Below are 27000 nucleotides of genomic sequence, written 5' to 3'. Positions count from 1 at the left end.
GAATGGCACTCATGCGATTGTGTAAATTCAAGGAGTGCGTATGTTTCGTCCAGTAAATACCAAAGTGGATTTCCCTGCGATGGAAGAGAACGTTCTGGCTTTCTGGCAGGCAGAGGATATTTTCAAAAAGTCGATCGAGACACGATCTGAAGAGAATGAGTACGTCTTTTATGACGGCCCTCCGTTCGCGACCGGGCTTCCCCATTTCGGCCACTTGGTTCCTGGAACCATCAAGGATGCAATCCCTCGCTTTCAGACCATGAAAGGCAAACGGGTCAGGCGTGGCTTCGGGTGGGATTGTCATGGACTCCCGGTGGAATACGAGATGGAGAAGACGCTGGGTATCAGCGGTTATTCAAATGTCGTGAATTATGGGGTGGCAAAATTCAACGAACAATGCCGCTCGATTGTGTTGCGCTATACCAGTGAATGGCAGTCCACGATTAATCGTATGGGACGTTGGGTTGATTGGGAACACGGCTATCGCACGATGGATACCAACTACATGGAATCAATCTGGTGGGTGTTCAAGACCCTCTATGAGAAGGGCTTCATCTATGAAGGCTACAATATCCTTCCTTACAGCCCGGCCTTGGCCAGTCCGCTTTCCAATTTTGAAGTGAATCTCGGTGGATATCAGGATGTGGTCGACCAAGCCGTGACGGTCCGCTTTGCCGTGGTAGGGCAGAAAGATACCTATTTCCTGGCATGGACGACCACGCCGTGGACGCTTCCTTCCAACCTTGCTCTTGCGTTTGGTCCGGACATCGACTATGTGAAGGTCCATGACAAGACCGATGGGAACTTCTATATTCTCGGTAAGGCTCGTTTGGGCAATTATTACAAGGATCCCGCCACCTATGAGATCGTGGACGAGCAGAAGGGAAGTTTCTACAAGGGGATGCGCTACAAGCCGCTGTTCCCGTATTTCGCCCACTTGTTTGATACAGGTGCGTTCGTATGTGTGACCGGTGATTACGTAACCACCGAAGATGGATGCGGCATCGTACATACTGCCCCTGGATTCGGCGAGGATGACTACAAGGTGCTGAAGGGCACCGGAATCCCTGTGGTATGTCCGGTGGACGAGGAGTGCAAGTTCACCCAGGAAGTGCCCGATTTCCAAGGTCGCTTCGTCAAGGATACCGACAAGGATGTCATCGCTTATTTGAAGGAACACGATCTGTTGGTCAAACGCGAGAATTACCTGCACTCCTATCCCTTCTGTTATCGGACCAAAAAACCGCTGATCTATCGTGCATTGAGTTGTTGGTTTGTTGATGTCGAGAAAATCAAGGAATCGATGCTCAAGGCCAATGAGCAGATTACCTGGGTTCCTGAGCATCTGAAGGCCGGCCGTTTCGGCAAGTGGCTCGAAGGGGCACGGGAATGGGCGATCAGTCGGAACCGGTTCTGGGGAAATCCGATCCCCATCTGGAAGTGTGACGGCAGCGACTACATTGAAGTAATTGGAAGTCGAGCTGAATTGGAAGCAAAATGCGGCAAGAAGGTGGATGACCTGCACAAGCATTTCATCGATGATTTGACCTGGCCCAGCCCCGATGGGAAAGGCACGATGCGCCGAATCGGCGATGTGCTGGACTGTTGGTTTGAATCCGGATCCATGCCGTATGCACAATTGCATTACCCGTTCGAGAACAAGGAATACTTTGAAGAGCATTTCCCTGCTGATTTCATTTGTGAAGGACTGGACCAAACGAGGGGCTGGTTCTACACCCTTACCGTCATTGCGGCGGGATTATGGGATAAGCCGGCTTTCACCCATTGTATCACCAACGGGATCGTGTTGAACGCCGAAGGCAAGAAATTAAGCAAGAGTGAACGCAACTATACCGATCCGATGGACATGGTCCGCCAGTATGGTGCCGATTCTCTGCGCTTTGCTTTGATGAACAGTGCGGTAGTCCGTGCCGAGGATCTGAAATTCAGCGAGGACCTGGTCAAGGAAGTACTCAAGAGCCTGATCATTCCGCTTTGGAATGCCTATTCGTTCTTTGTCACCTATGCGAATATCGATGGGTATGTTCCTTCCGAGACGGCGTATGAGCAGCTGGAGAATCCGATGGACCGCTGGATCATCAGTGCGACCCAACGGTTCGTCCAGGATGTGACGAATGCCTTGGAAGCCTATGATATCCAGAAAGCATGTTCCAATTTCGTGCCGTTCATCGATGAACTGAACAATTGGTACATCCGTCGCAGCCGTCGTCGGTTCTGGAAAGGTGAAAGCGATACGGATAAGAAACAGGCGTATGACACTCTCTACAAGGTATTGATGACCTTTGTGAAAGTGGCCGCTCCGATCATTCCGTTCACGACTGAGGAAATCTATCTGAACCTCAAGACCGATGATATGTGTGAGAGTATCCATCTGTGTGATTACCCTGAGTATCAGGAGGGACAGCGCGATTTCGAACTGGAAAATCAGATGTCCTTGACCCAGAAGGCTATCGCCATGGGACGGGCTCTGCGTGCCTCGAACAACCTGAAGATTCGACAACCGCTGCAAACCCTGTATTTGGTCGATCGCAATGAGGAGGACCGCAAGATCCTTGCCTCTATGCAGGAGATCATTGCAGAAGAATTGAATGTCAAGGAAGTGCAGCTGCAGCAGGACGAATCCGCATTGGTTGATTACAGCGCCAAGGCGAATTTCAAGGTGTTGGGAAGTTCCTTGGGCAAGGATATGAAGGAAGTCGCTGCTATGATCGCCGGTTTCGGAGGGAAACTGATAGCTTCCATCCTGGACGGACACACCCATCAGCTATCCTACAGCAAGGGGGAAGTGGCGATTGGATCCGAGCAGATCATAGTCCAGAGAACCGAGAAGGAAGGGGTGAAGGTATTGAATGATGGTATGCTTACCGTCGGCTTCGATACGAAAGTCACCGAGCAATTACTCGAGGAAGGCATTGCCAGGGACATCATCCGTTCGATCCAGAATCTGCGCAAGGAAAGCGGATTTGAGGTTTCCGACCGGATCCGTTTGACTTGGGATGGGGATGAGATGATCGCTCGTGTATTCGAGCACTATGCTCAGACCATCGCAAAGGAGACGTTGTCCAATTCGGTTCGCTTTGGTACACTCTCTACTGAGAATATTGAATGCGGCGAATATGTGGTGAGGTTGTCCGTCGAGAAGGATTGAGTGAATGAAGCTTCTGCTAAGGCTGGGAATTCCACTTTTGGGTATAGTACTGCTTCTGTCTTCCTGTGCCACCTTGGCACCAAGACAGAGGCCGTATTATGAGTTCCAAGGGATGGCTGAAAAGGGTACCATCGTGGTGACGGTTGATGCCGTCAAGGAACAGAAGACGGTGAATATGGCCTTTCCCAGTCTGCAGGAGTTTGCAAAACGTTCTACACGGATTTCCCTTGCACTGACCAGCGCCTCTAAGGCCTATCCACTTGGTCTTGACCAGATAGCGATGTATGGAGTGGTCGATGGCGATTATCCCCGGTTCTTGGTGAATACCGGCATGATGTACGCCAGAGAGTTTACTCAGGAGCATTCGGACAACGGCTTGACCTGGTTCAGCAGGAAAGATGGTGATTTCTCGTTGTATGCACCGAAGAATAACACGTTGATTTTCACCAATGCATCCTATGAGAAAGCTTTCGAACAGGTTGCCGCCAAAAAGGTGTTGATCGATGATCAAAAGGCAGCGAAGATGGCGAATGCCGCCATCGCCGTGTATGCGTACGAGCCCCAGACGTTTTTCGACCTCGGACTGGATCTTTCCCAGACGGTGATCTCCCAGGCAAAAGAGATGCTGTTGTTGTTCGACCAGAAAAGTGAGGGAGGGTATACGATGGATGCATATATTTCCATGGACACCCCAAAGCTGGCAAACACGCTTTCGCAAATGGTACGGAGCGGGTATCTTGCGCGACTGAAGAAGGATAGGATTCCCTTTAAGATCGCGGATTTGATGCAGATGTTTTTCATTGAGGATGATCTAGTCACGATCAAACATATGGATGTTGGTGAAGAGCAGGTTCAGCTCATCAAACAAAGTCTGACCGGCTTGCTGTAAGCCAAAGAGGAGAAAGTAAAGCATGCCTTCTTATGAATACGAATGCCAATTGTGCAAAGCACGGGTGGAACTGGTCCAATCCTTGGACAAGCATGAAGCTCCTGCAGTATGTCCTTCCTGCAACATGGAGCATACGATGATGCGGGTGAACATTCCCTCCACATCTGTAAGTGAGTCGACGGCTGAAGTCTCAGAGCACGAAGAAGCGTAGCGAAGCGGAGGGAAGCGTGGATACAAAGATGAAACGGATTCTCACTGGCGATCGGACAACCGGGAAACTGCATCTCGGTCACTACGTTGGATCCTTGAAGAGCAGGGTGGAGCTGCAGGACAGCTATGAAACTTTCATTCTGCTTGCGGATGTACAGGCCTTGACCACCCATTTCGAGCGACCTGAGTTGATCAACAGCAGCATCTATGATGTTGCCATCGATAACCTTGCCGTAGGCCTTGACCCTGCCAAGGTGACGTTGGTGCAACAGTCCCAGATTACCTCAATTGCCGAATTGACGGTATTCTATTCCATGATTGTTACCGTGAACCAGCTCAGGCACAATCCTACGATCAAGACGGAAGCCAAAAATTACGGATATGCCGACCTTACCTACGGGTTTTTGGGGTATCCGGTCAGCCAGACGGCAGACATTACGTTCTGCAATGCCGACTTGGTCCCGGTAGGCGAGGATCAGATTCCCCATATTGAACTTGCCCGCAAGATTGTACGGAAGTTCAACGACCTGTACGGGACTTCCATTGTGGAACCGCAGGCCAAACTCAGTGCGGTCGGAAGGCTCAGCGGTTTGGACGGAAACGCCAAAATGGGAAAGAGTCTGGGCAATGCCATCTATTTGTCCGATACTCCTGAGATGGTCTGGGAACGGGTGCGCAATGCGGTGACCGATCCTGCACGGGTAACCATCAAGATCCCAGGAACCCCCGAGATCTGCAATGTCTACAAGTACCATTGCGTATTCAATCCAGAGGAGTCGGATTCAATCGGCGAAATGTGCCGGACCGCTCAGATCGGGTGTGTCGCCTGCAAAAAGCGGTTGAATGCAGTGTTGAACACCCTGCTTGATCCGATTCGTGAAAAGCGGGCCTATTATGAGGAACATACGAGTGAAGTCCGTGATCTGATTGTGGAAGGGACCAGAAAGGCGAACCGGATTGGTAATGAGAACTTGGATAAAATCAAGGAAAAGATGCATGTTCTGATCTGAACAAGCGGTTCTGTATACAAAACCCACTGCTCCGAGAGCAATTATCTCGTAGTGGTGGCATTTTTTTCGTAAATTTGTAGTTAAAATCTTAATATTCTTTGCTTTTGTTCTCTATAAACCAATGCTATAGTGAAAACACGTGGGTATTGTATACAAAATTCAAAAGGAGAGAATTATGAGAAAACTGCTTGTATTCTTGCTGATCGTCTCCCTGTTCCCGGTTACTGTATTTGCAACCGGAACAAAGGAAGCTGCGCCTGCCCCCTCCGCTGCTGCAGCAGTGGAAGAGGTGTTGACGCATGATGAATTGGTGAGCCGGGCGAAAGCCGAAGGAAAGGTTGTCGTCTATGCGACGACCAGCCGAATTGCAAAGGCTGCCGAAAGTTTCTCCAAACTGTATGGAATCGAAGTAGAGAGTTCCAACCTCAAGGATTTCGAGTTGATCGAAAAAGTGGCCAAGGAAGCACAAGCCAAGGTAGTCGGTGCTGACTTCGTACTCGCTCAGGATGCCGGTCGCTTGGTTGGTGAACTGATGGAACCTGGTTACTTGTACAACTATGTGCCGCCGACCCTGAAGGATGTGATTCCACAGAGCATGCAGAATCCTCTCCAAGCATTCGCGATCAACAAGGTGTTCATTTATAATGACGAGGGTATCGACAAGAGTCCGTATTACAATATCTGGCAGTTTGCAGATCCGAAATACAAGAGCCTGCTACAATTCAAGAACCCGTTCCAGGAAGGTGTGAATGCGAATTTCTTGACCATGATCACCAATGAGTATTGGTCGAAGAAGATTGCAGACGCCTACAAGTCCTATTTCGGCAAGGATATCGTGCTGACCACCAAGAATGCAGGATATGAGTGGATCAAGGCAATCTATGAAAATGATCTCATCGTCGGGACCAGTGACACTACCATTGCAGAGAATGTGGGTATCAAGGGCCAAAATGCAAAACGTGATCTTCCTCCGGTAGGATTGTTCGTGTTCTCCAAAGCCCGATATGCTACCAGCAAGAACCTTGCGCTCAAGCCCGCAATGGATATGGAGCCGTTTGCCGGTTTCTACTACAGTCTGTATGCCCTGATGGTGAAGAGTGCAGCGCATCCCTATGCTGCGAAACTGTTCATTGAATATCTCTTCACCGAGGAAGGCTTCGCTCCTTGGGGGTCGGATTGCGGTACCTACAGTGCCAATCCGAACAACCCGATCCAGGAAGACATCGATTATCCGTTTGCCGTCTGGAAACCGCTGTTGGTTGAAGAGGAAGGTTCCTATTGCTTCGACCATCGCGCCGAGGTGGAAGAATTCCTGAACCAGTACATCTATTGATTCGTGATTATCCAAAGGCCTGCAGGAATATTCTGCAGGCCAGTCTGTAAGGAAAGCTTCGCATGAATGTAAAGAGCAAACTCAATCAGCTCGCTTCGTATCTGAAGAAACCACATAATATCATTCTCTTGGTCCTGTTGGTAGTGCTTGGGTATCTGACCATGGTTCCTTTGCTGACCATCATATCCGACACATTCACGGTACATTCCTCGGAAGCCCGCTTTGTCAAACAAGGTGTCGGGACCTTCACGTTGTATCATTGGACCAAACTGTTTGCCAGCGGCGTTACCAGCCAAAAAACGTTTTATGAACCTTTTGTAAACACCATGGTGGTGGCATTCCTTTCCTGTGTGCTCGCCATCCTGATCGGTGGATTCTTTGCCTGGACGGTGACTAGAACCAATATCCGTGCCAAAGGATTCATTTCCACCGTATTCGTGTTTCCGTACATCATGCCGGCATGGACCCTCGCCATGGCTTGGCTGAATTTTTTCCGTAACAGTCGAATAGGTGGAGCTCCGGGCTTGTTTACCGTTTTTACCGGGATCGAGACTCCAAATTGGTTTGCTTACGGCTTGTTTCCCATTGTCATCGTCCAAGGTCTTCACTATGCACCTTTTGCCTATATCCTCATCGGAGGCATCCTGCGCAATATGGATGCAAACCTGGAGGAAGCAGCAATGTTGTTGCACGCAAACCGGTGGCAGATCATGCAGAAAGTCACCATCCCCATTGTTCGGCCTGCATTGCTTTCCACCTTCCTGTTGGTATTCTCCTCAACCATGAGTGCCTTCGCCGTTCCTGCTTTCTTGGGCAGTCCCGTCCGTTTTCAGGTCCTCACCACCCAAATGTACCGGACCCTCAATGGGATGAACCCCGGGTACGGCTACATCATGGCATTGGTTATGATCATCATCGGTGTGGGAATCCTGATGCTCAATCAATGGATCACCGGGCGAAGGAAATCTTACACCACCATCACTGGAAAAAGTTCGAATATCAGTTTGGTGAATCTGCGCAGGGTACGCACCCCCTTGTCCATTGTGTTGGTTGCCATCCTCTTGATGATCGCCATCCTTCCCCTTGTATCCTTTGCCATCGAATCGTTTATAATGGCACCCGGCGATTATTCTCTTTCCAATTTCACCACAGAGTTCTGGATTGGGGCGGGAAGAGCCGACATCGCCAACAGCGAACCGGGGATTCTACGCAATCCATCCATCTGGCTTGGGCTGACGAACAGCATAAAACTTTCGGTGATCATCAGTCTGATTGCAGGTACGGTGGGTATGCTCAGCGGGTATGCCATCGCCAAGAAGCGGGGATCGCGCCTTGCCACCTGGGTAAACAATCTGACCTTCTTTCCGTACCTCATGCCTTCCATGGCCTTTGGTGCCATCTTCCTTTCGATGTTCGCCGTTCAGCGTGGGTTCATCCCCGCTCTCTACGGTTCCTTCTGGTTGTTGGTCATCGTAGGTGCAGTAAAATACCTTCCTTTTGCTTCACGCAGCGGCATCAATGCGATGCTGCAACTCTCAGGGGAAATCGAGGAAGCGGGTACCATTTTGGGAGTGGGGTGGATCAAACGGATGACCCGGATCATTTTTCCCATCCAAAAAACTACGTTCATCAGCGGATATCTGCTCCCCTTCATTTCCTGCATGCGTGAACTTTCCTTGTTCATTCTGTTGGTATCCCCTTCGACCCGGATACTCACCACATTGCTGTTCCAGTACAATGAAAAGGGCTGGAACCAATATGCGAATGCCATAAACCTGATGATTGTCGTCATCGTCGTCAGCTTCAATCTGTTGATCAATAAACTGACCGGGGCATCCATCGACAAGGGAATCGGCAACAACTAAGAGGAGTCTGCAACAATGCCAAAAATAGAATTACGTCACGTAACCAAGAAATTCGGAAAATTTATAGCCGTTGATGACCTGAACATGGTGATAGAAGATCGTTCCTTCGTCACTTTGCTCGGTCCCTCGGGTTGTGGAAAAACGACAACGTTGCGTATGATCGCCGGCTTGGAGACTCCCACTGAAGGAGAGATCGTCATCAATGATCGTGTGGTGTTCTCCTCTCTGAACGGCATCGATGTGCCTCCCGACAAACGTGATGTGGGATTCTTGTTCCAAAACTATGCACTCTGGCCCCATATGACCGTTTACAAGAACATTGCATTCGGTTTGGAGAATCTGAAATGGCCGAAGAATCAGATCAACGATCGTGTCCAGCAATTGCTTGACATGCTCAAGATAGGTGAATTTGCTGCACGGTATCCTGCAGAACTCAGCGGCGGACAGCAGCAACGGGTAGCCATCGCCCGTACTTTGGCCACCGGGCCGAAGGTCCTGTTCATGGATGAGCCGTTGAGCAATCTTGATGCCAAATTGCGTATGGAAATGCGTGCGGAACTCAAACGACTGCACCGGGAAACAGATTCCACATTCGTGTATGTCACCCATGACCAATTGGAGGCCATGACCCTTTCCAGCATGGTTTGCCTGATGAAGAACGGATATATGCAGCAATACGCACCGCCTTTGGAGGTCTATCGAAAACCTGCAAATACATTCACCGCAGATTTCGTCGGATCGCCCAACATCAACCTCGTCGAAGGGACGGTGATCGACGGTACTGAGCAGATGATTCGTCTGACGGAAGGAATTGTATTGCAGTTCACCAGTGAAAAAACCCTTGGACTACATACCGGACAGGCTGTGGTACTGGGATTACGCCCGGAACACATCAGCATCACCGAACATGCTTCCCTGGTGGATGCAACCATTCTCAGCTCCCTTCCTTCTGGAATGGAGACTATCGTTGCATTGGATATGGATGGCATTCGATTGCATTCGGTGGTGTTTGGAGACCTCGATTTTGAGGTGGGAAAACACGTTGGATTATCCTTCAGTCAGGGGCTTTTCAACCTGTTCGACAAGGTCGATTCCAACAATCTTGGCCAAGGCACCTTGAGCAAGGCCTAGAAAATGGATGCAGCCATATTCAAGGCTCATGATATCAGGTTTGCGAGGGAACTGCTCGATGCAGAAACCAAAAACCGCCTGGCATGCGCCGTCGCTGAGTATTTTGCCCAGGATTGCGGTGCACAGACTGTGGTGTTGGGCAGAGATGCCCGGTTGGGTGGAGAAGGGTTGCTCTCTGTCCTGCAAAACGAGATGCAGGCAGCAGGCATGGATGTGCTCATCCACGAAGAGCCGATCGGCACCTGCCATTTCTATTACAGCTGTATGCAGCATCCCCACAGCTGCGGGGTCATGGTGACCGCCAGCCATAATCCAGGCTCCTATCTTGGGATGAAGATCGTCGGCAAGGATCTGCTTCCGATCAGCATGGGAAGCGGACCGAATGGGGGACTGAAACGGATTCAGCAACTTTTTGAGGGAGAAACGACATTGTATCCCGTGTGCCCCCGAGGCAGACGGGAAAAGCTTGAGGATCTTGCTTCGTTCACCGAATATTCCCTGCACCTGGCGGGTCTGGGGAAAAACAGCCTCTTTGGCATGCACGTCGCCTGTGATTTTCTGCATGGGAGCAATGCATCTGCCGTACTGGATGCGCTCACCCAAGCAGGTGTCTCGTATGAGGTACTCCATCAGACTCCTGACGGTTCGTTTCCTGCAGGAGACCCGAATCCAGGTATTGCGAAGAGTATGCAGGATGCACATGACTATCTCAAAACCCATCCTCATCCGTTGCTTTTCGCCTATGATGGTGATGGTGATCGCATGGATCTGTTGTATGAAGGAAGGCAGCTGCCTCCTTCCTGTGTGCTTTGGGCGATTTCAGATGCATTGCAGCACCTGCAGACCTTCTCATCCAATCCCCGGTATTTGCTTGATGTCAAAGCCTCCCCGGTTGTTCTGCATGCCATGCAACAGGAAGGAAAAAAGGTCGCCCTTATCCGGAATGGGCACTCGGTCATCAAGGCGCGGCTTCATACCAGTGGAACCTATTTCTGTGCCGCCGAAGAGTCAGCGCACTATTACTACCAATTTCCCCAAGCCGGGGGCGGTTTTATTCCCAGTGAGAACACCATCTTCTTTACCTTGATGGTGTTGAAGACCTACCAGAATAACCCGCAACGATTCTTTCAGGCCAGAGCCCTTGCAGACAGTTTTTTTCGTCAGCGTGAATGGGCTGTGACTATCAAGGATGCTCAGCAACGATCCCATTTTCTTAATCAAGTCCGACAAGCCATGGAATCGATGCACGCTGAAATTATTACAGAGGATGCAGACGGATTTTCCTATGGAGCTCTGCTGTACCGTCATGGCATTCATGCTGATCTCAGCTTGGAAAGCCAGTGGTTTCAGGTATTCCAACGCATCAGCGAAAGTGAGGATTCGCTTGTTCGCTTTGAGGTGATCGCCGCAAACCAATCATTGGGATTGCAGGTGACCGCCTCGATTTTGGAAATTCAGGAACAAATCAGTCAAACCACGTAAAGTCGTTGTCCTTCGCCATCTGCGCCGCAAAGCGGGGAAGGGTCCTGATCGGATAGACTTCCACCGGAAGGTCATCAGAGAGCATCGGTTGGACAATTCTCCATGATTCAGAAATCTCCTTCATCGTCGGAAAGAGGCTCTTGTCGGCAGTGAGTATCTTCTGGACGATTTGTTCATAGGCTTCGGGAGTGTTGGCCCCGAAGGTTTCGCTCTGGTTGAACCTGAATCGAACCGGTTTTGATTTCCAACTGGTATTGGGCATCTTGAGGTTCATGCTGATGTCGATGGTAAGTTCCGGATGAATGGTGATGATTACCCCGTTCTCCGCAATACTCGGATCATGCATCACCTGCTTGGTGAGATTCTTGAATTTAATGTAGATCAAGGATTTGGCATCCTTTTGCATCTTGCCTGTGCGAACATAAATGGGGATGTCCGCAAAATAGTAGGTGTTTACAAAGAGTTTGAAGGCCGCGTACGTCGGGGTTTGTACAATATGCCCGCTGTTCATTCCCAACGATTCATACCGTCCCATATGGAATTCACTGATGGGAGATATACTGCGTAGTACCTTTTCCTTCTCCACTGCGATATCCTCAGGGGAAAGCGAGACAGGTTCACTCATGGTGAGGTAGGTGATGATCTGCATGATGTGGTTTTGGATCGTATCGCGTACGACTCCGATCTTTTCGTAGAAGCCGAGACGTTGGTCTACACCATGCGTTTCATCGAAGATGATTTGGATGGATTCGATCGTCCGGTTGTCCCAGATTCGGCGGATGATATCATTATGGAAACGCATCAAAAGAAGATTCTGCATGAACTCCTTGCCCAGATAATGATCGACCCGGAAAATTTCCTTGTCCGTGAATGCCTTTTCCAGAATCTCATTGTATCGTTGGGCGCTTTGCAAATCGAAACCAAACGGCTTCTCGACCACAATCTTTTTAGTGAGGGTGCACATGCATTGAAGCGAGCCGTCGACTTCCTTGATCTGGTGTATCGCTTGTTCATACAAGGAAGGCTGCAAGGCCAGATAATAGATGAACTCCACCTCATTCTGGTTTTCGATCATCGATTGCAGGCGAGCGGAAAGGATGGAGACTGCTTTATCGTCATCCATATCAAAATACAGGTAATCAAGATGATCAGTGAAGGTTGCAGGAGCCTGGGGATCGACCAGATTGGAAAGGAAATCCTGTCGATTTGCATACCGTCGGCCCAACGCAAGGACTTCGAAAGAAAAATCTTTCTCCATCAGGTTCTGGTAGGCCGGATAGAGTTTTTTCAGGGCAAGATCACCGGTGCCCCCATATTGGATGATGATTCGTTTCATGTTGTTTCCTCCTTGAGATCGGTGATGATCGTTGTCTGGTTCCGGTACTCCAGAAAGAAGGCGCAGGGGAGTGTCTCGGCAGTTTCCACCCCTTTTCCAAAGCGCTTGAGCGCTTCACCTTTGCTTTCGCCAAGAAAAAGCAAATGGATCCGGGCCCTTTTCGTCAGATCTGACAGTCCCGAATAGGAAAGCGTCGCCCTCCGTTTGGGCTGTTTTGGGCTGTCCTCAACCAAAATCACCTGATCAATACGTGCATCAGGCCAGGAACCGGGGAATAGTGAAGCGATATGCCCATCTTCTCCCACTCCCAAGTATACACGATCAAAGCCGGTATCCGACAAGCGTTCCCCGACAACCGGAATGCGAATCTGATCCATGGACATACGCTTCGCTGCTATGGCCTGGCCAAGCCCCGCTTCTAGCAGTGTATCCAGGTTCCGCTCTCCTTCCAGTCGTTCATCAACCAGATACAGGCGAACGCGTCGCAGAATCTGATCATGCAACTGCAACAACCCCTGAACCAGATAGGCCGCACTTCTTCCACCCGGCAACGCGATATGCAAGAACCCGTCCTTGGAGGCGGCCAATCCGGCCAGATCTTCTTTGGTGAATGAGGCTAGCTGTGATGCATGGTCCAATCGTATGGTATTCATACTTCACAATGTACTCAAAGAAAAGGAAGGGGAATAGTAGGAGATTGCGTATTTATACACTTTTCCCGGTTTGTTGGTGTTCTTTTGCAATGGAGAGCATCAGCTTGATTCGGTTTTCTTGATTTACATGCGTCGCAGACGGGTCGTAATCGATAGGAACGATATTTGCTTCAGGTGCCCGCTCAGTCACCGCCCTGATCATCCCTTTGGCGACAATATGATTGGGAAGACAGCCAAACGGTTGTGCACATACGATGTTGGTATATCCGCTATGGACCAGATCAAGCATTTCTGCGGTCAAAAGCCAGCCTTCGCCCATTTTTACCCCATAATCAAGTAGCCCTTCGTTGAGTTTCTTCATTTCCGTATAGGGGATGGGAACGGTGAATTTACCACTTTTTTGCATCGCCTTTCGACTCATTTCCTCAACTTTATAGAGCTGACGGAGAATGAATTGGGTGATTTTCGCACTGAAGAACCGTTTGCCGTAATACGTGCGATCGGTTATGGCATTATCAGCGCCATAATACAGGAACCCCATAAGGGAGGGGACCATCACCTCACAGCCCTGCTCCTCGAGATATGCTTGCAGCTTGTTGTTTCCCAGTGGAGAATATTTCATGTATATCTCCCCGACGATGCCTACCTTGATCCGTTGCTGCTTTTGCGTCGGGATGGATGCGAATTCATCACAGATGGCATTGAGATTCCGCTTCATCGCCCAACCGATGTATCCCCGGTTATGGGCGAATCGTTCGCTCAGATACGCTGTCCATTTTGCCACCAGCGCATCTGCTTCACCCTTGGTGACTTCATAGGGCCGAACCTGATTCGAAAGTGCCATCAGCAAATCGCCATAGATGAAGGCACTGTATGCCTGCAGCAACATGAAGGGTGTCAATTTGAACCCGGGGTTTTTCTCCATACCTTTGAGATTAAGGCTGATTACCGGGATGTGACCCATTTGGCACTTCTCCAGTGCTTTTCTCAGAAGAAAAATATAATTGCTCGCCCGGCAGCCGCCTCCGGTCTGGGTGATTACCAGAGCACATTTGTCTGCGTCATAGCCGCCATGCTTCAGGGCATCGATGAGCTGACCGATCACCAACTGGGCGGGGTAGCAGATGTCATTGTGTACATACCGCAGTCCCTCCCGAATGACATTCGGACCTTCATTTTCCAGCAAAACCACCGTATAACCATGGTTAGCAAACACTTCCTTGGCGATATTGAAATGAACTGGGGACATATTGGGGATAAGGATCGTATAATCCTTCTTCATTGCTTTGGTAAAGACGGGGCTCATGGTGCATCAGCCTCCTTGAGGGCGGAAAGAAGACTACGGATGCGTATTTTCACCGCACCCAAGTTTGCTATCTCATCAATCTTGATCTGAGTGTAGATCTTATCCGTAGCATGCAGGATATCCCGGATCTCATCAGAAGTGACCGCATCGAGTCCACATCCGAAGGATACCAGTTGGATGAGTTGCATGTCCTTCTGGGTTGTCACATAGCGCGCCGCATCATACATCCTTGCATGGTACGTCCATTGGTTGAGTACCGATCGCTTTTCCTTGGGCATCAGATAGGCTGTCGAGTCCTCACTGAGAACGGCACATTGACATTGGAGCAACAATTGGTCGATGCCGTGATTGACCTCGCTGTCCACATGATACGGCCTGCCGCAGAGCACCATGATCGGCCAATGCTTAAAGCGGGCATGCTCGATGATGGAAAGGGCTTGGTTGCGTACTTCCATCTGGTAGTCTTTCAAGGCTTGGTACGCAAGCTTGACCGCTCGTTTCACTTCGTCTTTGCCGACAGGGAAAAAAGGTTGGAGAACTTGATGCAACCGCTTGGAAAGAAAGCGGGGATTGTCCAAGGAAAGATAATCGGAGATGAACGGGATATTTGAATCCTGAAGCATGGGCATATTGTGCTTCAGTACCTCGGGATAATAGGCTACCACCGGGCAATTGAAATGGTTGTCTCCCTTCTCCTCATCGATATTGTAACTGCTGCACGGGTAGAATATGGCATCGACCTTTGCATTGAGCAAGTGCATGATATGGCCGTGCATCAACTTCGCAGGATAACAGATGGTATCGCTGGGGATCGTACTTTGCCCATCGAGGTATGTCTGTCGAGTGGAGGGTGGGGACATGACCACCTCGAATCCCAAAGAAGTGAAGAATGCTTGCCAAAACGGCATTTGTTCATAGAAATTCAGCTGCAACGGTAATCCGATGCGTCCGCGTTCATTGGTGCCGACAGACAAACGGTCAAGATATTGCTGCTTGAAGGCATAGATATTCAAGGTTTCAGGATTATTGACGAAGGTTTGCGGACTTACAATCCGATCACACTTGTTCCCGCTGATGAGTTTGCGCTCCCCGTCGAATGTATTGACCGTAAGCAGGCAGTTGTTCGTACACCCTTTGCAATGGATGGTTTTCGTGCGATGGCTGAATGTCTGCAGTTCAGCCAAGGAAAGGGCTGTTTTTTCCTGAACGAATCGTTGGTGTTGGGTTTTTGCGAACAAGGCGCATCCGTAGGCGCCCATCAGCCCGGCTTCATCGATCCTGATTACTTCGCATCCCAGTTCCACCTCGAAGGAGCGCAGCACGGCGTCATTGAGGAATGTCCCTCCCTGTACGACGATATGCTTTCCCAGCATGGAAGGATCAGTGCTGCGGATGACCTTGTACAATGCATTCTTGACGACACTGATGGCCAAACCTGCAAAAATATCAGCGACACTCGCACCATCTTTCTGTGCCTGTTTGACAGAGCTGTTCATGAAAACCGTACAACGGCTTCCCAGATCGACCGGATTCTGCGCTTTGACGGCAAGTTCAGCCGCCTCTTGGGGCGAATACCCCAAGGCATTACTGAACGTCTGCAAAAATGAACCGCATCCGCTGGAACATGCTTCGTTGAGGAAGATGTCATCTATGACACCATCCACGATCTTGAAGCATTTGATATCCTGGCCACCAATATCGATGATGAAGTCGACATCGGGGAGAAACGCACAGGCGCTGGTGTAATGGGCCATCGTTTCAACCAAGGAATACTCGAAATTGAAGGCATTCTTGATAAGATGCTCCCCGTACCCGGTGGAGCAGGATTTGACCAATTCAATATTTGGATATGTGGTAAGAAATGAGGATAAAAATTCCTTGACCGCTTGGACCGGATTGCCGTTGTTCGCTTGGTAGCGGCTATGGAGCAATCGCCCCTGGTCGTCGATGACACATGCTTTGACGGTAGTGGACCCGGCATCAACGCCTAAAAAAGCAGTCCCGTGGTAGTGTGCAGGATCGGCTTTTACCAGTCTTGCCTTGGCATGACGGGTCTTGAAGGTCTCATAGGCATCGGTTCCTTCAAAGAGGGGAGGTATGGAAGTGAAGGCTTTTTCCACCTCGTAATGTTCCAAGCTATAAATCAAGTTCCGTAGTTCAAAGCTCTGTTCGTTCGCCATCAAAGCGCTGCCCATCGCAACATAGAACAGGGAATTGGTAGGGCAGATCCCTTCCAATCCCAAGGTGGTGTCAAATGCTTTGCGCAAGGAGGAAAGGAAGGTCAGCGGTCCACCCAGATAGACCACCTGGCCTGTGATGGGCCTGCCTTGTGCAAGGCCTGCAATGGTTTGATTCACCACGGATTGCAGGATGGAAAGAGATATATCAGCTTTATCGGCCCCTTGGTTGAGCAGGGGCTGGACATCGCTTTTTGCGAACACGCCGCATCGGGAGGCAATGCTGTAACTCTGTTTGGCTTGCATTGCCAATTGGTCGAGCTCAGCCTGATCCACCGAAAGCAGGCTGGCCATTTGGTCGATGAATGAGCCGGTGCCTCCTGCGCACGTTCCATTCATGCGTACTTCCATATGGGTACCGAGAAAGAGAATCTTGGCGTCTTCTCCTCCCAATTCGATGACCACATCGCTGGAAGGAAGAAATTGGTTCACAGCCAAACGGGTGGCATACACTTCCTGGACGAACGGAAGCTTTAGATTTTGGGAAAGGCCCATGCCTGCTGATCCAGAGACGGCCAAATATACCTGCTTCCCATCCAACAAGGGAAGCAGGGAAGAAAGCATTGCGACACCAGTCTGGGGAATTTGTGAATAGTGTCTGCGATAATCTGTATGCAACACATTGAGCTGGTCATCAAGCACAACGCATTTCATCGTAGTGGAGCCTACATCCAAGCCGATTTTCACCGAGAAGCCTCCGAATGCACCAACCATACGCAATTTTTCAAAAATGGTATAGCAAACAATCATTGTATATAGACACTAATTGAAAATATGTCTAGATACGAAGCGTTCCATCAGAGCCGAAATCGAAGACTTCGGTGTGGGCGATTGCTTCTTCAAGCAAACCTTCGATCTCCATATGGTAATAATGCTCAGTCTCCGTCTGCTTGTCGGGATGTACCAGCGGATGCTTGGGGCTGAAAATGACACAGCAATCCTCATACGGGAGGATGGACGTCTCATACGTCCCGATTTTGACGGCAAGGTTCATGATTTCCTGTTTGTCCATTCCGACCAAAGGCCGAAGTACCAATTGTTCACTCATACTGTCGGTGAAGGACATGCTTTCCAAGGTTTGGCTTGCCACCTGGCTGAGCGCTTCCCCGGTCACGATGCAGGTGCCTTCCTGTTTTACCGAGATGGCATTTGCCACCTTCATCATGGCCGCTCGGAACATGAGGGTAGTCTCATCGATCTGGCTGTGTTGCTTGATCCAAAGCTGGGGTTCGGTGAAGGGAACGACATGCAATCTGGTGCCCTGCAGATAGACGGCGATGATGCCGGCAAGTGTCTTGACCTTCTCCAAGGCCTCGTCGCTGGTATACGGGTAGGCATGAAAATAGATGCAATCCATTTTCAATCCGCGCTGAGCCATACGGTAGCCTGCGACCGGGCTGTCTATACCTCCGCTGAGCAGCAACATTCCCTTGCCGGCCGTGGTCACCGGAAGGCCTCCCGGTCCTGATTTGGGAGAGGTATACAGATACGCTTTGTCGCGGATTTCGCAAAAGATGGTATAATTGGGATGTTTCACGTCGACGGTCATCAAGGGATAGGTTTCATGCACCACCTCGCCGAGCATGCAGTCGATCTGGTAACTATTCAATGCAAAGCCTTTGTCGGCACGTTTGGTAACCGATTTGAATGTACCCGTTCCCTTGCTGAACGGTTCATCCTGAATGATCAGGGCCGCCGTCTTCTTGATTTCCTCGATGTCTTTTGCACAGCGCAGACATTTGCTGTATCCAACGACACCAAAGGTGGTGGAGAATGCCATGTCTATGGTTGTCTGGGGACAGTCGTTGCTGATCTCAAAGAAGATCCGCCCTTTCTGCTTGGATATTTGGGTGCGATATCCCTTGAGTTTCGCCTTGATGTTGTTCTTCAGTCGTTTTTCAAAGAAATCGCGGTTCAAACCTTTCAGTGAGATTTCGCCGAGTTTGACGAGATAGAGTGTTGCGTCGTTCATGGATGCTCCTGATACAGGGAGATGATTGCCTTTGCCAATGCATCGGCTTCTGCTTGCGTTGTGTCTTTGCTGAAAGAAAGGCGAATACTGCTTGCCCTTTGCTTCTGTTGGTATTGCATGGCTGCGAGCACGCTTTCTCCCTTATGCCGGGCATTGTTCGAGCATGCTGAACCGCTGGAGACACAGAACCCACGGTCATACAGCATTCGGGTAAACACCTCACTGGGAAGTTTCATTGCCGCAAACGTCAGAATATAGGGAGAACAGGTATGCAAAGGGGAGAGGATCGGTAGAAAAGACAGGGCGTCCCTCAATTGTGCATTGATCTGCTTGACCTGTTCATACTGCTCATCCAGGTTTTGGATTGCTTCCTTCAGTGCCGTCGTCATGCTTACGATTGCAGCAAGGTTTTCCGTGCCGGGGCGTAGGCCCGCTTCCTGGTCTCCGCCCCTGCTCAACGCCTCGATGCTTGCATCAGTGTTGTACAATATGCCGATTCCCCGGGGCCCATGGAATTTATGGGCGCTGAAGGAGGCACTGTCCACACCCAGTTCGGTCAAGTCGAATGGAATTTTTCCCAAAGCCTGCGTTGCATCAGTGTGGAAGTGAATTTTCCTGCCGCCTTGGTCCCGTTCAAAGCGTCGGACCACTTCAACCAAGGCTTTGACATCCTGGATGGAACCGACCACATTGTTGACCAGCATGATGCTGACCAAACGAGTTTGCTTGGTCAGCACCTTGGCCAGGTCCTGCGGTTGGACGAACCCATTTGGAGCGTTCAAAAAGGATATAGTCCATCCCAGATGCTTGTAGATGCGTTCATATTCCTTGATTGAGGGATGCTCGATGTTGCTCATGACGACGTGTGCCGGCTGTGATCGCCAAATGAGGGAATTGTGTACAATGGCATTGGCCTCAGTGGCTCCACTGGTGAAAGTCAGGTGCTGGGCAGGTACCTTCAGAAGCCCGGCTGCCAGGGTGCGACTTTCTTCAAGCAGCGCATGGGCATCCCTTCCGAGTGGATGCAATGCCGAAGGATTCCCTATCATACGGCCGGCAACCTCCTCATATGATGCAAGGGCGGATTGACTGATGGACGTCGTGGCGGCGTTGTCGAAATACAGTGGGGTATGCATACACAGCATTGTGCGACAACCAAAAGATTTTTGCAAGCAGGCTGATTTTTTTGGTTCTTGTCTTGCACCCCTGCTCTAGGGTATAACGAAGCTATGAAAACTGTGATGAATGCACTCCTTGACCAGGGAAAACAGACGGATGTTCTGCTTGCAGAGGATCTGAAGGATCTTGCCTCGCATTTGGGAAATTATGGACGCTCGGTGATGTGGGTGTTCGATACCAATACAGCGAAGTTGTTCAAGCAACTTCCTCCCAGTCATGTGGTACTTGAGAGCGGGGAACTTTCAAAGACGTTTTCTTCGCTGGAACGCATCCTTTCCTGTTCCTTGGATGAAGGTCTGGCCCGTGACGGCCGTATCATCGGGTTCGGGGGAGGAGTGGTCTGCGACATGTCTGCATTCGCGGCATCCATCTACATGCGCGGTTGTCGCTTGACGCTCGTACCCACCACCTTGCTGGCTATGGTGGATGCCTCTCTGGGAGGCAAGACTGCGATCGACTTCAGGGGTATGAAGAACATGGTCGGTTCGTTCTACCCTGCGAGTGAGGTTTTGGTCAGCATCGATACCTTGCGTACTCTCAGTGACAAGGAATTCCTCAATGGATTGGCTGAGGTGATCAAGCATGCACTGCTCAGTCAGGATGAGGAATTGTACAAGTTCCTGTTGGTCAAGAAAAATGAAATTCTCAGCAGGGATACCCAAACTCTGTCCCAATTGGTGGAACTCTCCTTGCTGGTGAAGAAATGGTATATTGAACAGGATCCGACCGAAACCAAGGGCATCAGGCAGGCCCTCAATCTCGGACACACGTTCGCCCATGCTCTGGAATCGTCATCACACTTCGGAAGTTGGGGGCATGGAGCGGCGGTTGCCTGGGGGACGTGCAGAGCTTTGGAAGCAGGGGTGGCCCTGGGGGTAACGGACAAGGCATATGCCAGCGGGGCAACCAAGCTGTTCAAGAGTTATGGGTATGATATCGAACACCGGATCGGTCGAGGCGATTGGATTGAGTTCCGTGATCATTTGCTGAAGGATAAGAAGAAACTGGACGGGAAAGTCCGGTTCGTGTTGCTCACTGCCCAAGGTAAGGCGGTGCTGCAACCGCTGGACATGCCATTGGTGCAGCACTTGGTCATCGCCAAACCTATTTTCTGATTTATTCCACCAGTTTGAGTAGGCTGCCGTAGATCTTGGCAACTTGGTTTGCCTGGTTCTTCCTGCCTGAAGCCTCCAGACCGTCGGCAAGCTGAAGCAATGTATACAACGAGGTGTCAAGCGCATCAAAGCAGTCATTGACGGCGGTGAACCGGTAATTGCCGTTCCCGCTTTCCTCCAATGCTACGAACGCAAGCTGTCTCCGGTCCTTCTTGCTCTTGGTGAAGGCAAGCACCCAGTTCAGGTTGTCCACCAGATTCTGTGCATCATTGAGGGTATAGATGCCTGAAGGCGGGTTGTCCAGAATGCCTTTGGCTGGGGAAAGTTTTCCCTGAAGTTCCAAAATGGAGAAGAATTTGTCCCCGAAGTGAATATAGAAGCCTTGGTGAAGCAAGGCCGCAGGGAAATTCTTCGGCCGTTTAGGTGCTTTCTCGTTTGCATTGAAGAGGTAGGCCAGATCGTCAAGCGGAATGATGGCGACCAACCGGTCCTTCTTCTTGCCCAGACTGACGGTGGGATAGGTCCGCTTGTAGATGGTGATGGTGGTTTTCGCCTTCTCCTCACGCTGCACACCGCCTTTTGCCCTTCGCTCCTCGCGCTCTTCTTCGCGTGAAGAACGCTCTCCCTTCGCCAATGCAGAGAGCTTCGGATAGAGGGTGGGGGAGATATCCTCCAACCAACTTTTTTCCAACGGACTGACGCTTCGGGCGTACAAACGGCTGGTCTGGACGATCTCACCGGCTATGATGAACTGCGGAAGTGTCTTGAAGTATGCGCTTCCCGGGTGGATGAATACCTGGTCTGCGGTAAGGCTCTTGTACATGTTGCCTCTTGCCTTGACGCAGACGTATTGCATCAAGCCGCTGGCGATGCAGCACAGGTACTCTCTCACCGAACCGCCGGAGGTGAGGGGGAACCCGATCTCGCTGCAGATTTCCCCAAGCTGTTCATCGACATGGACGATTTCCTGCATGCATTGGAAATCGAGATAATTCCGTTTACAGAATTTTTGTTTGCTTTCCTTGGTGGTGTTCGCCGTATATTGTTTGAAAATATTCAGGTATGCGACGAAATCACCATATTCGGTGGTATTCAAACGTTTGTGTGCGGCCCTACTCAATTCCTCTTCCCCGGGAGGCAGCAAAAATGGTGTTTTTGAGGAAAGAAACGAAACGGCGACCAATACTTCATCCAGTACGTCGGGGTGGTTCATCATTGCTTCGACGATGACCCGTGAATGACGGGGAAGCAAGGGGAATCGGCACATCAAGGTTCCTACTGAAGTCAGGTGTCTGGTCTCATCGATTGCACCGATGAACCGCAACGTCTCCTCTGCACTGAGGATTGCACTGTGCTTGGGCCTGGTGATGAACGGGAAATGTTCATAATCATAAATACCGAGATCACTCATCCGAAGCACCACCTCGCTCAGATCAGTACGCAGGATTTCCTCCGTACCATAGGCGAAGCGACTCTTGTAATCCTCCTCGCTGTACAGGCGGTAGCATACCCCAGGTTGGGTTCTCCCGGCCCTGCCTTTACGTTGTTCGCAACTGGAACGGCTGGTGGGCAGGGGAACCAGGGATGAGGTGAAATCTTTCTGGTTGTAGAAGTTGATTTTTGCAATCCCACAATCAATGACGGTGGTTATACCGTCAATCGTCACCGAGGTTTCGGCTATGTTTGTGGCTACCACTACCTTGGTCTTTCCCGGGGATGTCTCGTTGAAAACCGATTCCTGCTCCTCCTTGCTCAACCGGCCGTACAGTGGATAGATTTCGAGGAGACGTTCGGGGTCGGCTCCATACAGGGCATTGACGCAGGTGGTGATGTCAAATTCACCACTCATGAAAACCAGAATGTCCCCGGAATGTTTCTTCGCCTCTTGCATGGCAATCTGTGTGACGGCTTGCACTTGGAACTCCAGATTATCCCGCTCAAGCACTTTGTAGATGACCTTCACCGGATAGATGCGTGCATCGATGCTGATGATCGGGGCATTGTCAAAGAATTCACTGAATACTTTGGTATTGATCGTGGCGCTGGAGATGATCACCTTGAAGTCAGGACGTTCGGTCATGACATGTTTCAACAGGCCGAGGATGAAATCAATGTTGAGCGATCGCTCATGTGCCTCGTCCACCAACATCACTGAATAAGAACGAAGCAAGGGATCAGCTTTCAATTCCATCAGGAGGATCCCATCGGTCATGACCTTGATGCGGGTACTGGGGGTAGTCGTGTCCTCGAACCGCATCTTATACCCGACAAAGCCGTCGTCACGTCCGACTTGCCGTCTGATGAAATCACTGACACTGAGGGTGGCGATACGCCTTGGCTGGGTAATACCTACCTGCAGGTTGTCTGCATATCCTGCTTCATGAAGAATGAGCGGGATTTGTGTGGTTTTCCCACTTCCCGTGGGACTTTCGACGATGATGACCTGATTGTTCGCCAGACCATCGAGAATCTCCTGCCGGTGTAGATAAACCGGCAATTGTTTCATATCTTTCAAATTACTTCCTTTCGTATGTGGTCGATGGCTTCTTCGAGCGTAATCGACGCATAACTCGCTCTTGTTTTCAGATTTTTCAGGGTGAGCAGTCCTGTCTCAATCGTGTTTGCATCACTGAGGATGGCAAAAGGAACGGCGTTGGTTTCCGCCCATTTGTATTGAGCAGCAAGTTTCTTTTCCAATAAATATACATCGACGCGCAATCCTGCCTGCCGGAGTGTCCTCGCCATCCGGTCGTATTGGTTGAACAACGACATATCCGTGTTGAGGATCGCCACATCGGCACTATTGGTCTTCCCCACAACAGGGCTCTCGAGCTCTTCCAAGGCGGCCAACAAGCGGTCAAGGCCGATGGAGGAACCCACTCCCGGTAGGCGTTCCTTGGTATACAGACTTGCAAGATCATTGTAGCGACCGCCGCTGCAAACTGAGCCAAAGTTGGGTAGAGAAGGGAGGAAAGTCTCATATACGATGCCGGTATAGTAATCCAAACCACGGGTAATGGAAGGGTCGAAAGTGAAATGACCTTCAATGCCCGCTTCGCTCAGATATCGGTAGATGGTACGCATCCGTTGGGTGTGTTCGGTTTCATTCCCGGCAAGTTTGCTTAATCGATCCAAGGTGGCCAGAAAACTCTCCTGTTCGTCTTCCTTGGTGATGTAGGACAGAATATCTTGTGCTTTCTCGCTGCTTCCCGTCAGGGAGGTCAGCTGTTCCTTTACCGTATCCTTGCCGATTTTTCGCAATTTGTCGACCGTTCGGAGAATTTCGACACTCAGATCGATGATCCCCAGATGGGAGAGAAATGCGTTGAACAATCCGCGATGGGCCAAGCAGAATTGATACTCGCCGACCCCCATGACCGCAAACGAGCTGTCCATCACCGAAAGGATCTCGTAATCGGCTTCGGCACTGTCGACGCCGACGATGTCAAAATCGCATTGCGTGAATTCCCGATAGCGTCCTTTTTGGGGGTTTTCCCCACGCCATACCTTATTGATATGGAACCGTTTGAAGGGCAGGGCAAGCTCATTCTGGTGTTGGGCCAAAAACCGGGCGAACGGTACGGTGAGGTCGAAACGGAGGGCGACATCACGTTCACCATTGTCCTTGAAATGGAAGATCTGCTTGTCCGTCTCGCCTCCACCTTTTCCGAGAAGCACTTCCGTATATTCCAATACAGGAGTGTCTATCGGAACGAAACCATAGCTGGAGAAATGCTTTTCGAGCTTGTTGATGATGGCTTTCTTGGGAATCTCCATCGCAGGCAAGAAGTCCCTGAACCCTTTCAATACCCTTGGTTCGATGATGCTCCTTGTCGTTTTCTCGTCACTCATTGATTCATATCTCCTGTTGTGTTTTTCATGTGGATGGTGTACAAAGAGTGTATAACGAATCGCTTGTTCACTGCAATATGCGGTTCTTTCCACACCCTGCAAATCAATTGAGAGCGATATGCTGATACGATACAAACAAGACGAACAAGGAAAGACTCTGCCAGTTGCCAATATTTACACCCAGTCGGAACATAAGATCCAATCTCAGCTTCTTGACAAGGATGCACTTTGGGCTATCAAAAAACTCCAAGCCAGCGGAGCCGAGGCCTATCTGGTAGGCGGAGCCGTGCGGGACCTGTTGCTGGGCAACATCCCCAAGGACTTTGACATAGCAACGAGCGCTTCCCCGCGACAGATCCAGAGAATGTTCTGGAATGCAAGAATCATCGGGAAACGATTCAAATTGGTACATCTGGTCTTCAAGGACAAGGTTCTGGAAGTTTCCACCTTTCGCAGCGGCGAAGAGGCCATGGACGGCAACAACAATATTTTCGGTTCGATCGACCAAGACGCCAAACGTCGCGACTTCTCGATAAACAGCTTGTATTATGATCCTTCCAACGGACAGCTTCTGGATTTCAACCATGCAATGGATGATTTCAAGAAACGTCGTATTAGTTCCATCATCGATCTGGACGAATCATTTGAAGAAGACCCTGTGCGGATGATCAGGGCCATCAAGTATTCGGTGTCAACCGGTTTTTCGTTGCGTTGGAACGTTCGGATGGCCATCCGGAAATATTCCAACGAGTTGTCAAGGGTTTCCACCAGCCGGCTGACCGAGGAGGTCAATAAGATTCTGGGCAGTGGACACAGCCAAAAGATTTTCAATGAATTGAAGCGATATAAACTGTTGGTATTCATGCTGCCGGCTTTCTCCCTGTACAGCACCTATCCGCAGGTCCAAGCCAGTCTGAAGGATCTGGATGAACGTGTACAGGCTGCAAAACAGGGCAAAGGGGCGGACGTCGTCTTAGCCGATATGCTCATGGCGTTGGTTGATCCTCTGGTGGTGTTCACCGATGAGCAGATGACCGCCGACCAGCGGTTCAAGGAAACATTCCGACAGATCAAGGTGTTGATCAGTCCGATGACTCCATCCAACTATGACGTGGAGTTGGCCAGTGAACGCTTGCTTGCACAACGAGGATTCAAAACTCCGCGCAATTGTGTGCGGCTGCAACGCCCCGCCAACCGAATCCCGAATCGCCGTGGTCCCGTCGCACAACGAAAAGTCCGCAGCGAAGCTGCTGGTGAGGTTGCCTCAGCAACCAAGAAACGCAGGAACCGAAGACGGGGGCCGAAGAGGAAACCGGAGCTGGAAGGGCAGCAACTGCAACAGACACAACCACAAAGCAGTGCGGAAGCCCACGACCTCTAGCCCCATTCCTCAATTTCGATGTTGACGCTTGCCACAAAGATCGAACCGTATTTCTCCAGACTATCGGCAATATATTCCTGAAGTTCCCCAAGTGTGGTCGAAATCTGGTGCTGCATGGGAACCCGAAGTTTTACAGTCAAGGCGTAGCCTTCCGCCTTGACCTGTACCTGGACCCGTTTCACCTTTATCTGATTGTCGAATTCATCCAAACAATGAGCCACCATCTGAGTGAGGGCAGCCTCACTGACGGTGACTTTGCTGTATTTGGAAAATTCGGGACGTACAATGGTTTTCTCAAAACTGACATTTCTGCGCTTGAACGGCATACCCCTGTTCTTCTTGAGGAATACGCGCATGGAGTCATACACGATCTGCGGATAGTTTCGGGTGATCTCGATGGAAGGGACGGGGATGACATGCTTGCCCTCGGAATATCGGATCCGCATGGCTGTGTCTATCTGTTCCTTGGTGGCGATATCCTCGATCCGGAAGAGTTTCTCCGGTTGGGGAAGGTTCAGCCGGGCGGCAATCTTATACACCATCTTTTCACTGGTCCCGATGATCAGGACCTTGTGGTAGGTCTCCTTGGCCAATGCTTCCTGAACCTCTTTCTGGTGGTCCTGGTCATCAAAGACTGCGGTCCGGACGGCGGACAGAACGTTGTCCTCACGCTTGGCTGACTTGCCTGCGATGATGCGATCACCACGGATGAGCAGACCATCATCGATGATCATATCTATATGATATTTCTGGGCTACCAGCTTGGATCGGAAGCTTTTGCCGGTACCGCTCTTTCCTACCAATGCATATACTTTCGTTCCCTTTAACTTCCAGAAAGCATATTTAAATACTCGATTCATGGTTTTCATTATACCGAAAT

The 27000-nt window shown here is 50.3% G+C and carries 19 protein-coding genes; 10 read left to right on the top strand and 9 right to left on the bottom strand.

What is annotated here, in order from left to right:
* Positions 1-40: 40 nt before the first annotated feature.
* From ileS to AB7C91_RS01940, 8 genes are all read left to right on the top strand, one after another.
* Positions 41-3169 (top strand): isoleucine--tRNA ligase, encoded by a 3129-nt coding sequence (gene ileS / locus AB7C91_RS01975; RefSeq protein ID WP_428588873.1) that lies wholly within the window; start codon positions 41-43, stop codon positions 3167-3169.
* A 4-nt stretch (positions 3170-3173) separates the two neighbouring features.
* The gene (locus AB7C91_RS01970) at positions 3174-4058 is read left to right on the top strand and encodes a hypothetical protein (protein ID WP_332448388.1); all 885 of its coding nucleotides are present in this window, start codon (positions 3174-3176) and stop codon (positions 4056-4058) included.
* Positions 4059-4080: 22 nt separating this feature from the next.
* Entirely contained in the window at positions 4081-4269 is a 189-nt protein-coding gene (locus AB7C91_RS01965) for an FmdB family zinc ribbon protein (protein ID WP_332448389.1), read from the top strand.
* A gap of 16 nt (positions 4270-4285) precedes the next feature.
* On the top strand, positions 4286-5278 hold the full coding sequence (gene trpS / locus AB7C91_RS01960) for a tryptophan--tRNA ligase (protein ID WP_332448390.1): 993 nt from the start codon (positions 4286-4288) through the stop codon (positions 5276-5278).
* 175 nt (positions 5279-5453) lie between these two features.
* Entirely contained in the window at positions 5454-6611 is a 1158-nt protein-coding gene (locus AB7C91_RS01955) for an ABC transporter substrate-binding protein (protein ID WP_332448391.1), read from the top strand.
* Between the two features lie 62 nt (positions 6612-6673).
* A complete protein-coding gene (locus tag AB7C91_RS01950) occupies positions 6674-8476 on the top strand; it encodes an iron ABC transporter permease (protein ID WP_332448392.1) in 1803 nt (600 codons plus the stop codon).
* A gap of 15 nt (positions 8477-8491) precedes the next feature.
* Complete coding sequence (locus AB7C91_RS01945) at positions 8492-9607, top strand: ABC transporter ATP-binding protein (RefSeq protein WP_332448393.1); 1116 nt, start codon at positions 8492-8494, stop codon at positions 9605-9607.
* 3 nt (positions 9608-9610) lie between these two features.
* On the top strand, positions 9611-11089 hold the full coding sequence (locus AB7C91_RS01940) for a hypothetical protein (RefSeq protein ID WP_428588867.1): 1479 nt from the start codon (positions 9611-9613) through the stop codon (positions 11087-11089).
* Here the strand turns inward: AB7C91_RS01940 and AB7C91_RS01935 are convergent.
* The 6 genes from AB7C91_RS01935 to AB7C91_RS01910 are packed head-to-tail and all read right to left on the bottom strand — an operon-like array spanning position 11073 to position 19729.
* Positions 11073-12425, bottom strand: a complete 1353-nt coding sequence (locus tag AB7C91_RS01935) for a glucose-6-phosphate dehydrogenase (RefSeq protein ID WP_332448395.1) — start codon at positions 12423-12425, stop codon at positions 11073-11075. The two genes, AB7C91_RS01940 and AB7C91_RS01935, sit on opposite strands and share 17 nt — an antisense overlap.
* A complete protein-coding gene (locus tag AB7C91_RS01930) occupies positions 12422-13078 on the bottom strand; it encodes a 6-phosphogluconolactonase (RefSeq protein WP_332448396.1) in 657 nt (218 codons plus the stop codon). The genes AB7C91_RS01935 and AB7C91_RS01930 overlap by 4 nt, the downstream gene beginning before the upstream one ends.
* Before the next feature lie 52 nt (positions 13079-13130).
* A complete protein-coding gene (locus AB7C91_RS01925) occupies positions 13131-14384 on the bottom strand; it encodes a 2-hydroxyglutaryl-CoA dehydratase (RefSeq protein WP_428588864.1) in 1254 nt (417 codons plus the stop codon).
* A complete protein-coding gene (locus tag AB7C91_RS01920; RefSeq protein WP_428588861.1) occupies positions 14381-17371 on the bottom strand; it encodes an acyl-CoA dehydratase activase-related protein in 2991 nt (996 codons plus the stop codon). Before AB7C91_RS01920 ends, AB7C91_RS01925 begins: the two co-directional genes overlap by 4 nt.
* 28 nt (positions 17372-17399) lie before the next feature.
* Positions 17400-18593: a tRNA uracil 4-sulfurtransferase ThiI gene (gene thiI, locus AB7C91_RS01915; RefSeq protein WP_332448399.1), complete on the bottom strand. Its 1194-nt coding sequence runs from the start codon at positions 18591-18593 to the stop codon at positions 17400-17402.
* Positions 18590-19729 carry a cysteine desulfurase family protein gene (locus AB7C91_RS01910; protein WP_332448400.1) on the bottom strand — a complete coding sequence of 380 codons (1140 nt, stop codon included), beginning with the start codon at positions 19727-19729 and terminating at the stop codon, positions 18590-18592. The genes thiI and AB7C91_RS01910 overlap by 4 nt, the downstream gene beginning before the upstream one ends.
* Before the next feature lie 93 nt (positions 19730-19822).
* On the opposite strand from AB7C91_RS01910, the gene AB7C91_RS01905 reads away from it, so the two are divergent.
* Positions 19823-20887: a 3-dehydroquinate synthase family protein gene (locus tag AB7C91_RS01905; RefSeq protein WP_332448401.1), complete on the top strand. Its 1065-nt coding sequence runs from the start codon at positions 19823-19825 to the stop codon at positions 20885-20887.
* A 1-nt stretch (position 20888) separates the two neighbouring features.
* On the opposite strand, the gene AB7C91_RS01900 is transcribed toward AB7C91_RS01905, so the two are convergent.
* A complete protein-coding gene (locus tag AB7C91_RS01900; protein WP_428588856.1) occupies positions 20889-23393 on the bottom strand; it encodes an oligonucleotide/oligosaccharide-binding fold domain-containing protein in 2505 nt (834 codons plus the stop codon).
* Between the two features lie 5 nt (positions 23394-23398).
* Positions 23399-24739, bottom strand: a complete 1341-nt coding sequence (gene hisS, locus AB7C91_RS01895) for a histidine--tRNA ligase (RefSeq protein WP_428588853.1) — start codon at positions 24737-24739, stop codon at positions 23399-23401.
* Positions 24740-24857: 118 nt separating this feature from the next.
* Here hisS and AB7C91_RS01890 point away from each other — a divergent pair, with 118 nt between their 5' ends.
* Entirely contained in the window at positions 24858-26120 is a 1263-nt protein-coding gene (locus AB7C91_RS01890; RefSeq protein WP_332448404.1) for a poly(A) polymerase, read from the top strand.
* Here the strand turns inward: AB7C91_RS01890 and AB7C91_RS01885 are convergent.
* A complete protein-coding gene (locus AB7C91_RS01885) occupies positions 26117-26989 on the bottom strand; it encodes a hypothetical protein (protein ID WP_332448405.1) in 873 nt (290 codons plus the stop codon). The two genes, AB7C91_RS01890 and AB7C91_RS01885, sit on opposite strands and share 4 nt — an antisense overlap.
* Positions 26990-27000: the final 11 nt, after the last annotated feature.

The organism is Sphaerochaeta sp. (genome assembly GCF_050256055.1).
GTDB lineage: Bacteria > Spirochaetota > Spirochaetia > Sphaerochaetales > Sphaerochaetaceae > Sphaerochaeta.
This window is presented reverse-complemented; position numbering and strand designations above follow the sequence as displayed.

Excerpts from the sequence above, each read along its gene's own strand:
- ileS (WP_428588873.1), top strand. The coding sequence starts at position 41 with ATGTTTCGTCCAGTAAATACCAAAGTGGATTTCCCTGCGATGGAAGAG.
- AB7C91_RS01970 (WP_332448388.1), top strand. The coding sequence starts at position 3,174 with ATGAAGCTTCTGCTAAGGCTGGGAATTCCACTTTTGGGTATAGTACTG.
- AB7C91_RS01965 (WP_332448389.1), top strand. The coding sequence starts at position 4,081 with ATGCCTTCTTATGAATACGAATGCCAATTGTGCAAAGCACGGGTGGAA.
- AB7C91_RS01955 (WP_332448391.1), top strand. The coding sequence starts at position 5,454 with ATGAGAAAACTGCTTGTATTCTTGCTGATCGTCTCCCTGTTCCCGGTT.
- AB7C91_RS01950 (WP_332448392.1), top strand. The coding sequence starts at position 6,674 with ATGAATGTAAAGAGCAAACTCAATCAGCTCGCTTCGTATCTGAAGAAA.
- AB7C91_RS01945 (WP_332448393.1), top strand. The coding sequence starts at position 8,492 with ATGCCAAAAATAGAATTACGTCACGTAACCAAGAAATTCGGAAAATTT.
- AB7C91_RS01940 (WP_428588867.1), top strand. The coding sequence starts at position 9,611 with ATGGATGCAGCCATATTCAAGGCTCATGATATCAGGTTTGCGAGGGAA.
- AB7C91_RS01935 (WP_332448395.1), bottom strand. The coding sequence starts at position 12,425 with ATGAAACGAATCATCATCCAATATGGGGGCACCGGTGATCTTGCCCTG.
- AB7C91_RS01930 (WP_332448396.1), bottom strand. The coding sequence starts at position 13,078 with ATGAATACCATACGATTGGACCATGCATCACAGCTAGCCTCATTCACC.
- AB7C91_RS01925 (WP_428588864.1), bottom strand. The coding sequence starts at position 14,384 with ATGAGCCCCGTCTTTACCAAAGCAATGAAGAAGGATTATACGATCCTT.
- AB7C91_RS01920 (WP_428588861.1), bottom strand. The coding sequence starts at position 17,371 with ATGATTGTTTGCTATACCATTTTTGAAAAATTGCGTATGGTTGGTGCA.
- thiI (WP_332448399.1), bottom strand. The coding sequence starts at position 18,593 with ATGAACGACGCAACACTCTATCTCGTCAAACTCGGCGAAATCTCACTG.
- AB7C91_RS01910 (WP_332448400.1), bottom strand. The coding sequence starts at position 19,729 with ATGCATACCCCACTGTATTTCGACAACGCCGCCACGACGTCCATCAGT.
- AB7C91_RS01905 (WP_332448401.1), top strand. The coding sequence starts at position 19,823 with ATGAAAACTGTGATGAATGCACTCCTTGACCAGGGAAAACAGACGGAT.
- AB7C91_RS01900 (WP_428588856.1), bottom strand. The coding sequence starts at position 23,393 with ATGAAACAATTGCCGGTTTATCTACACCGGCAGGAGATTCTCGATGGT.
- hisS (WP_428588853.1), bottom strand. The coding sequence starts at position 24,739 with ATGAGTGACGAGAAAACGACAAGGAGCATCATCGAACCAAGGGTATTG.
- AB7C91_RS01890 (WP_332448404.1), top strand. The coding sequence starts at position 24,858 with ATGCTGATACGATACAAACAAGACGAACAAGGAAAGACTCTGCCAGTT.
- AB7C91_RS01885 (WP_332448405.1), bottom strand. The coding sequence starts at position 26,989 with ATGAAAACCATGAATCGAGTATTTAAATATGCTTTCTGGAAGTTAAAG.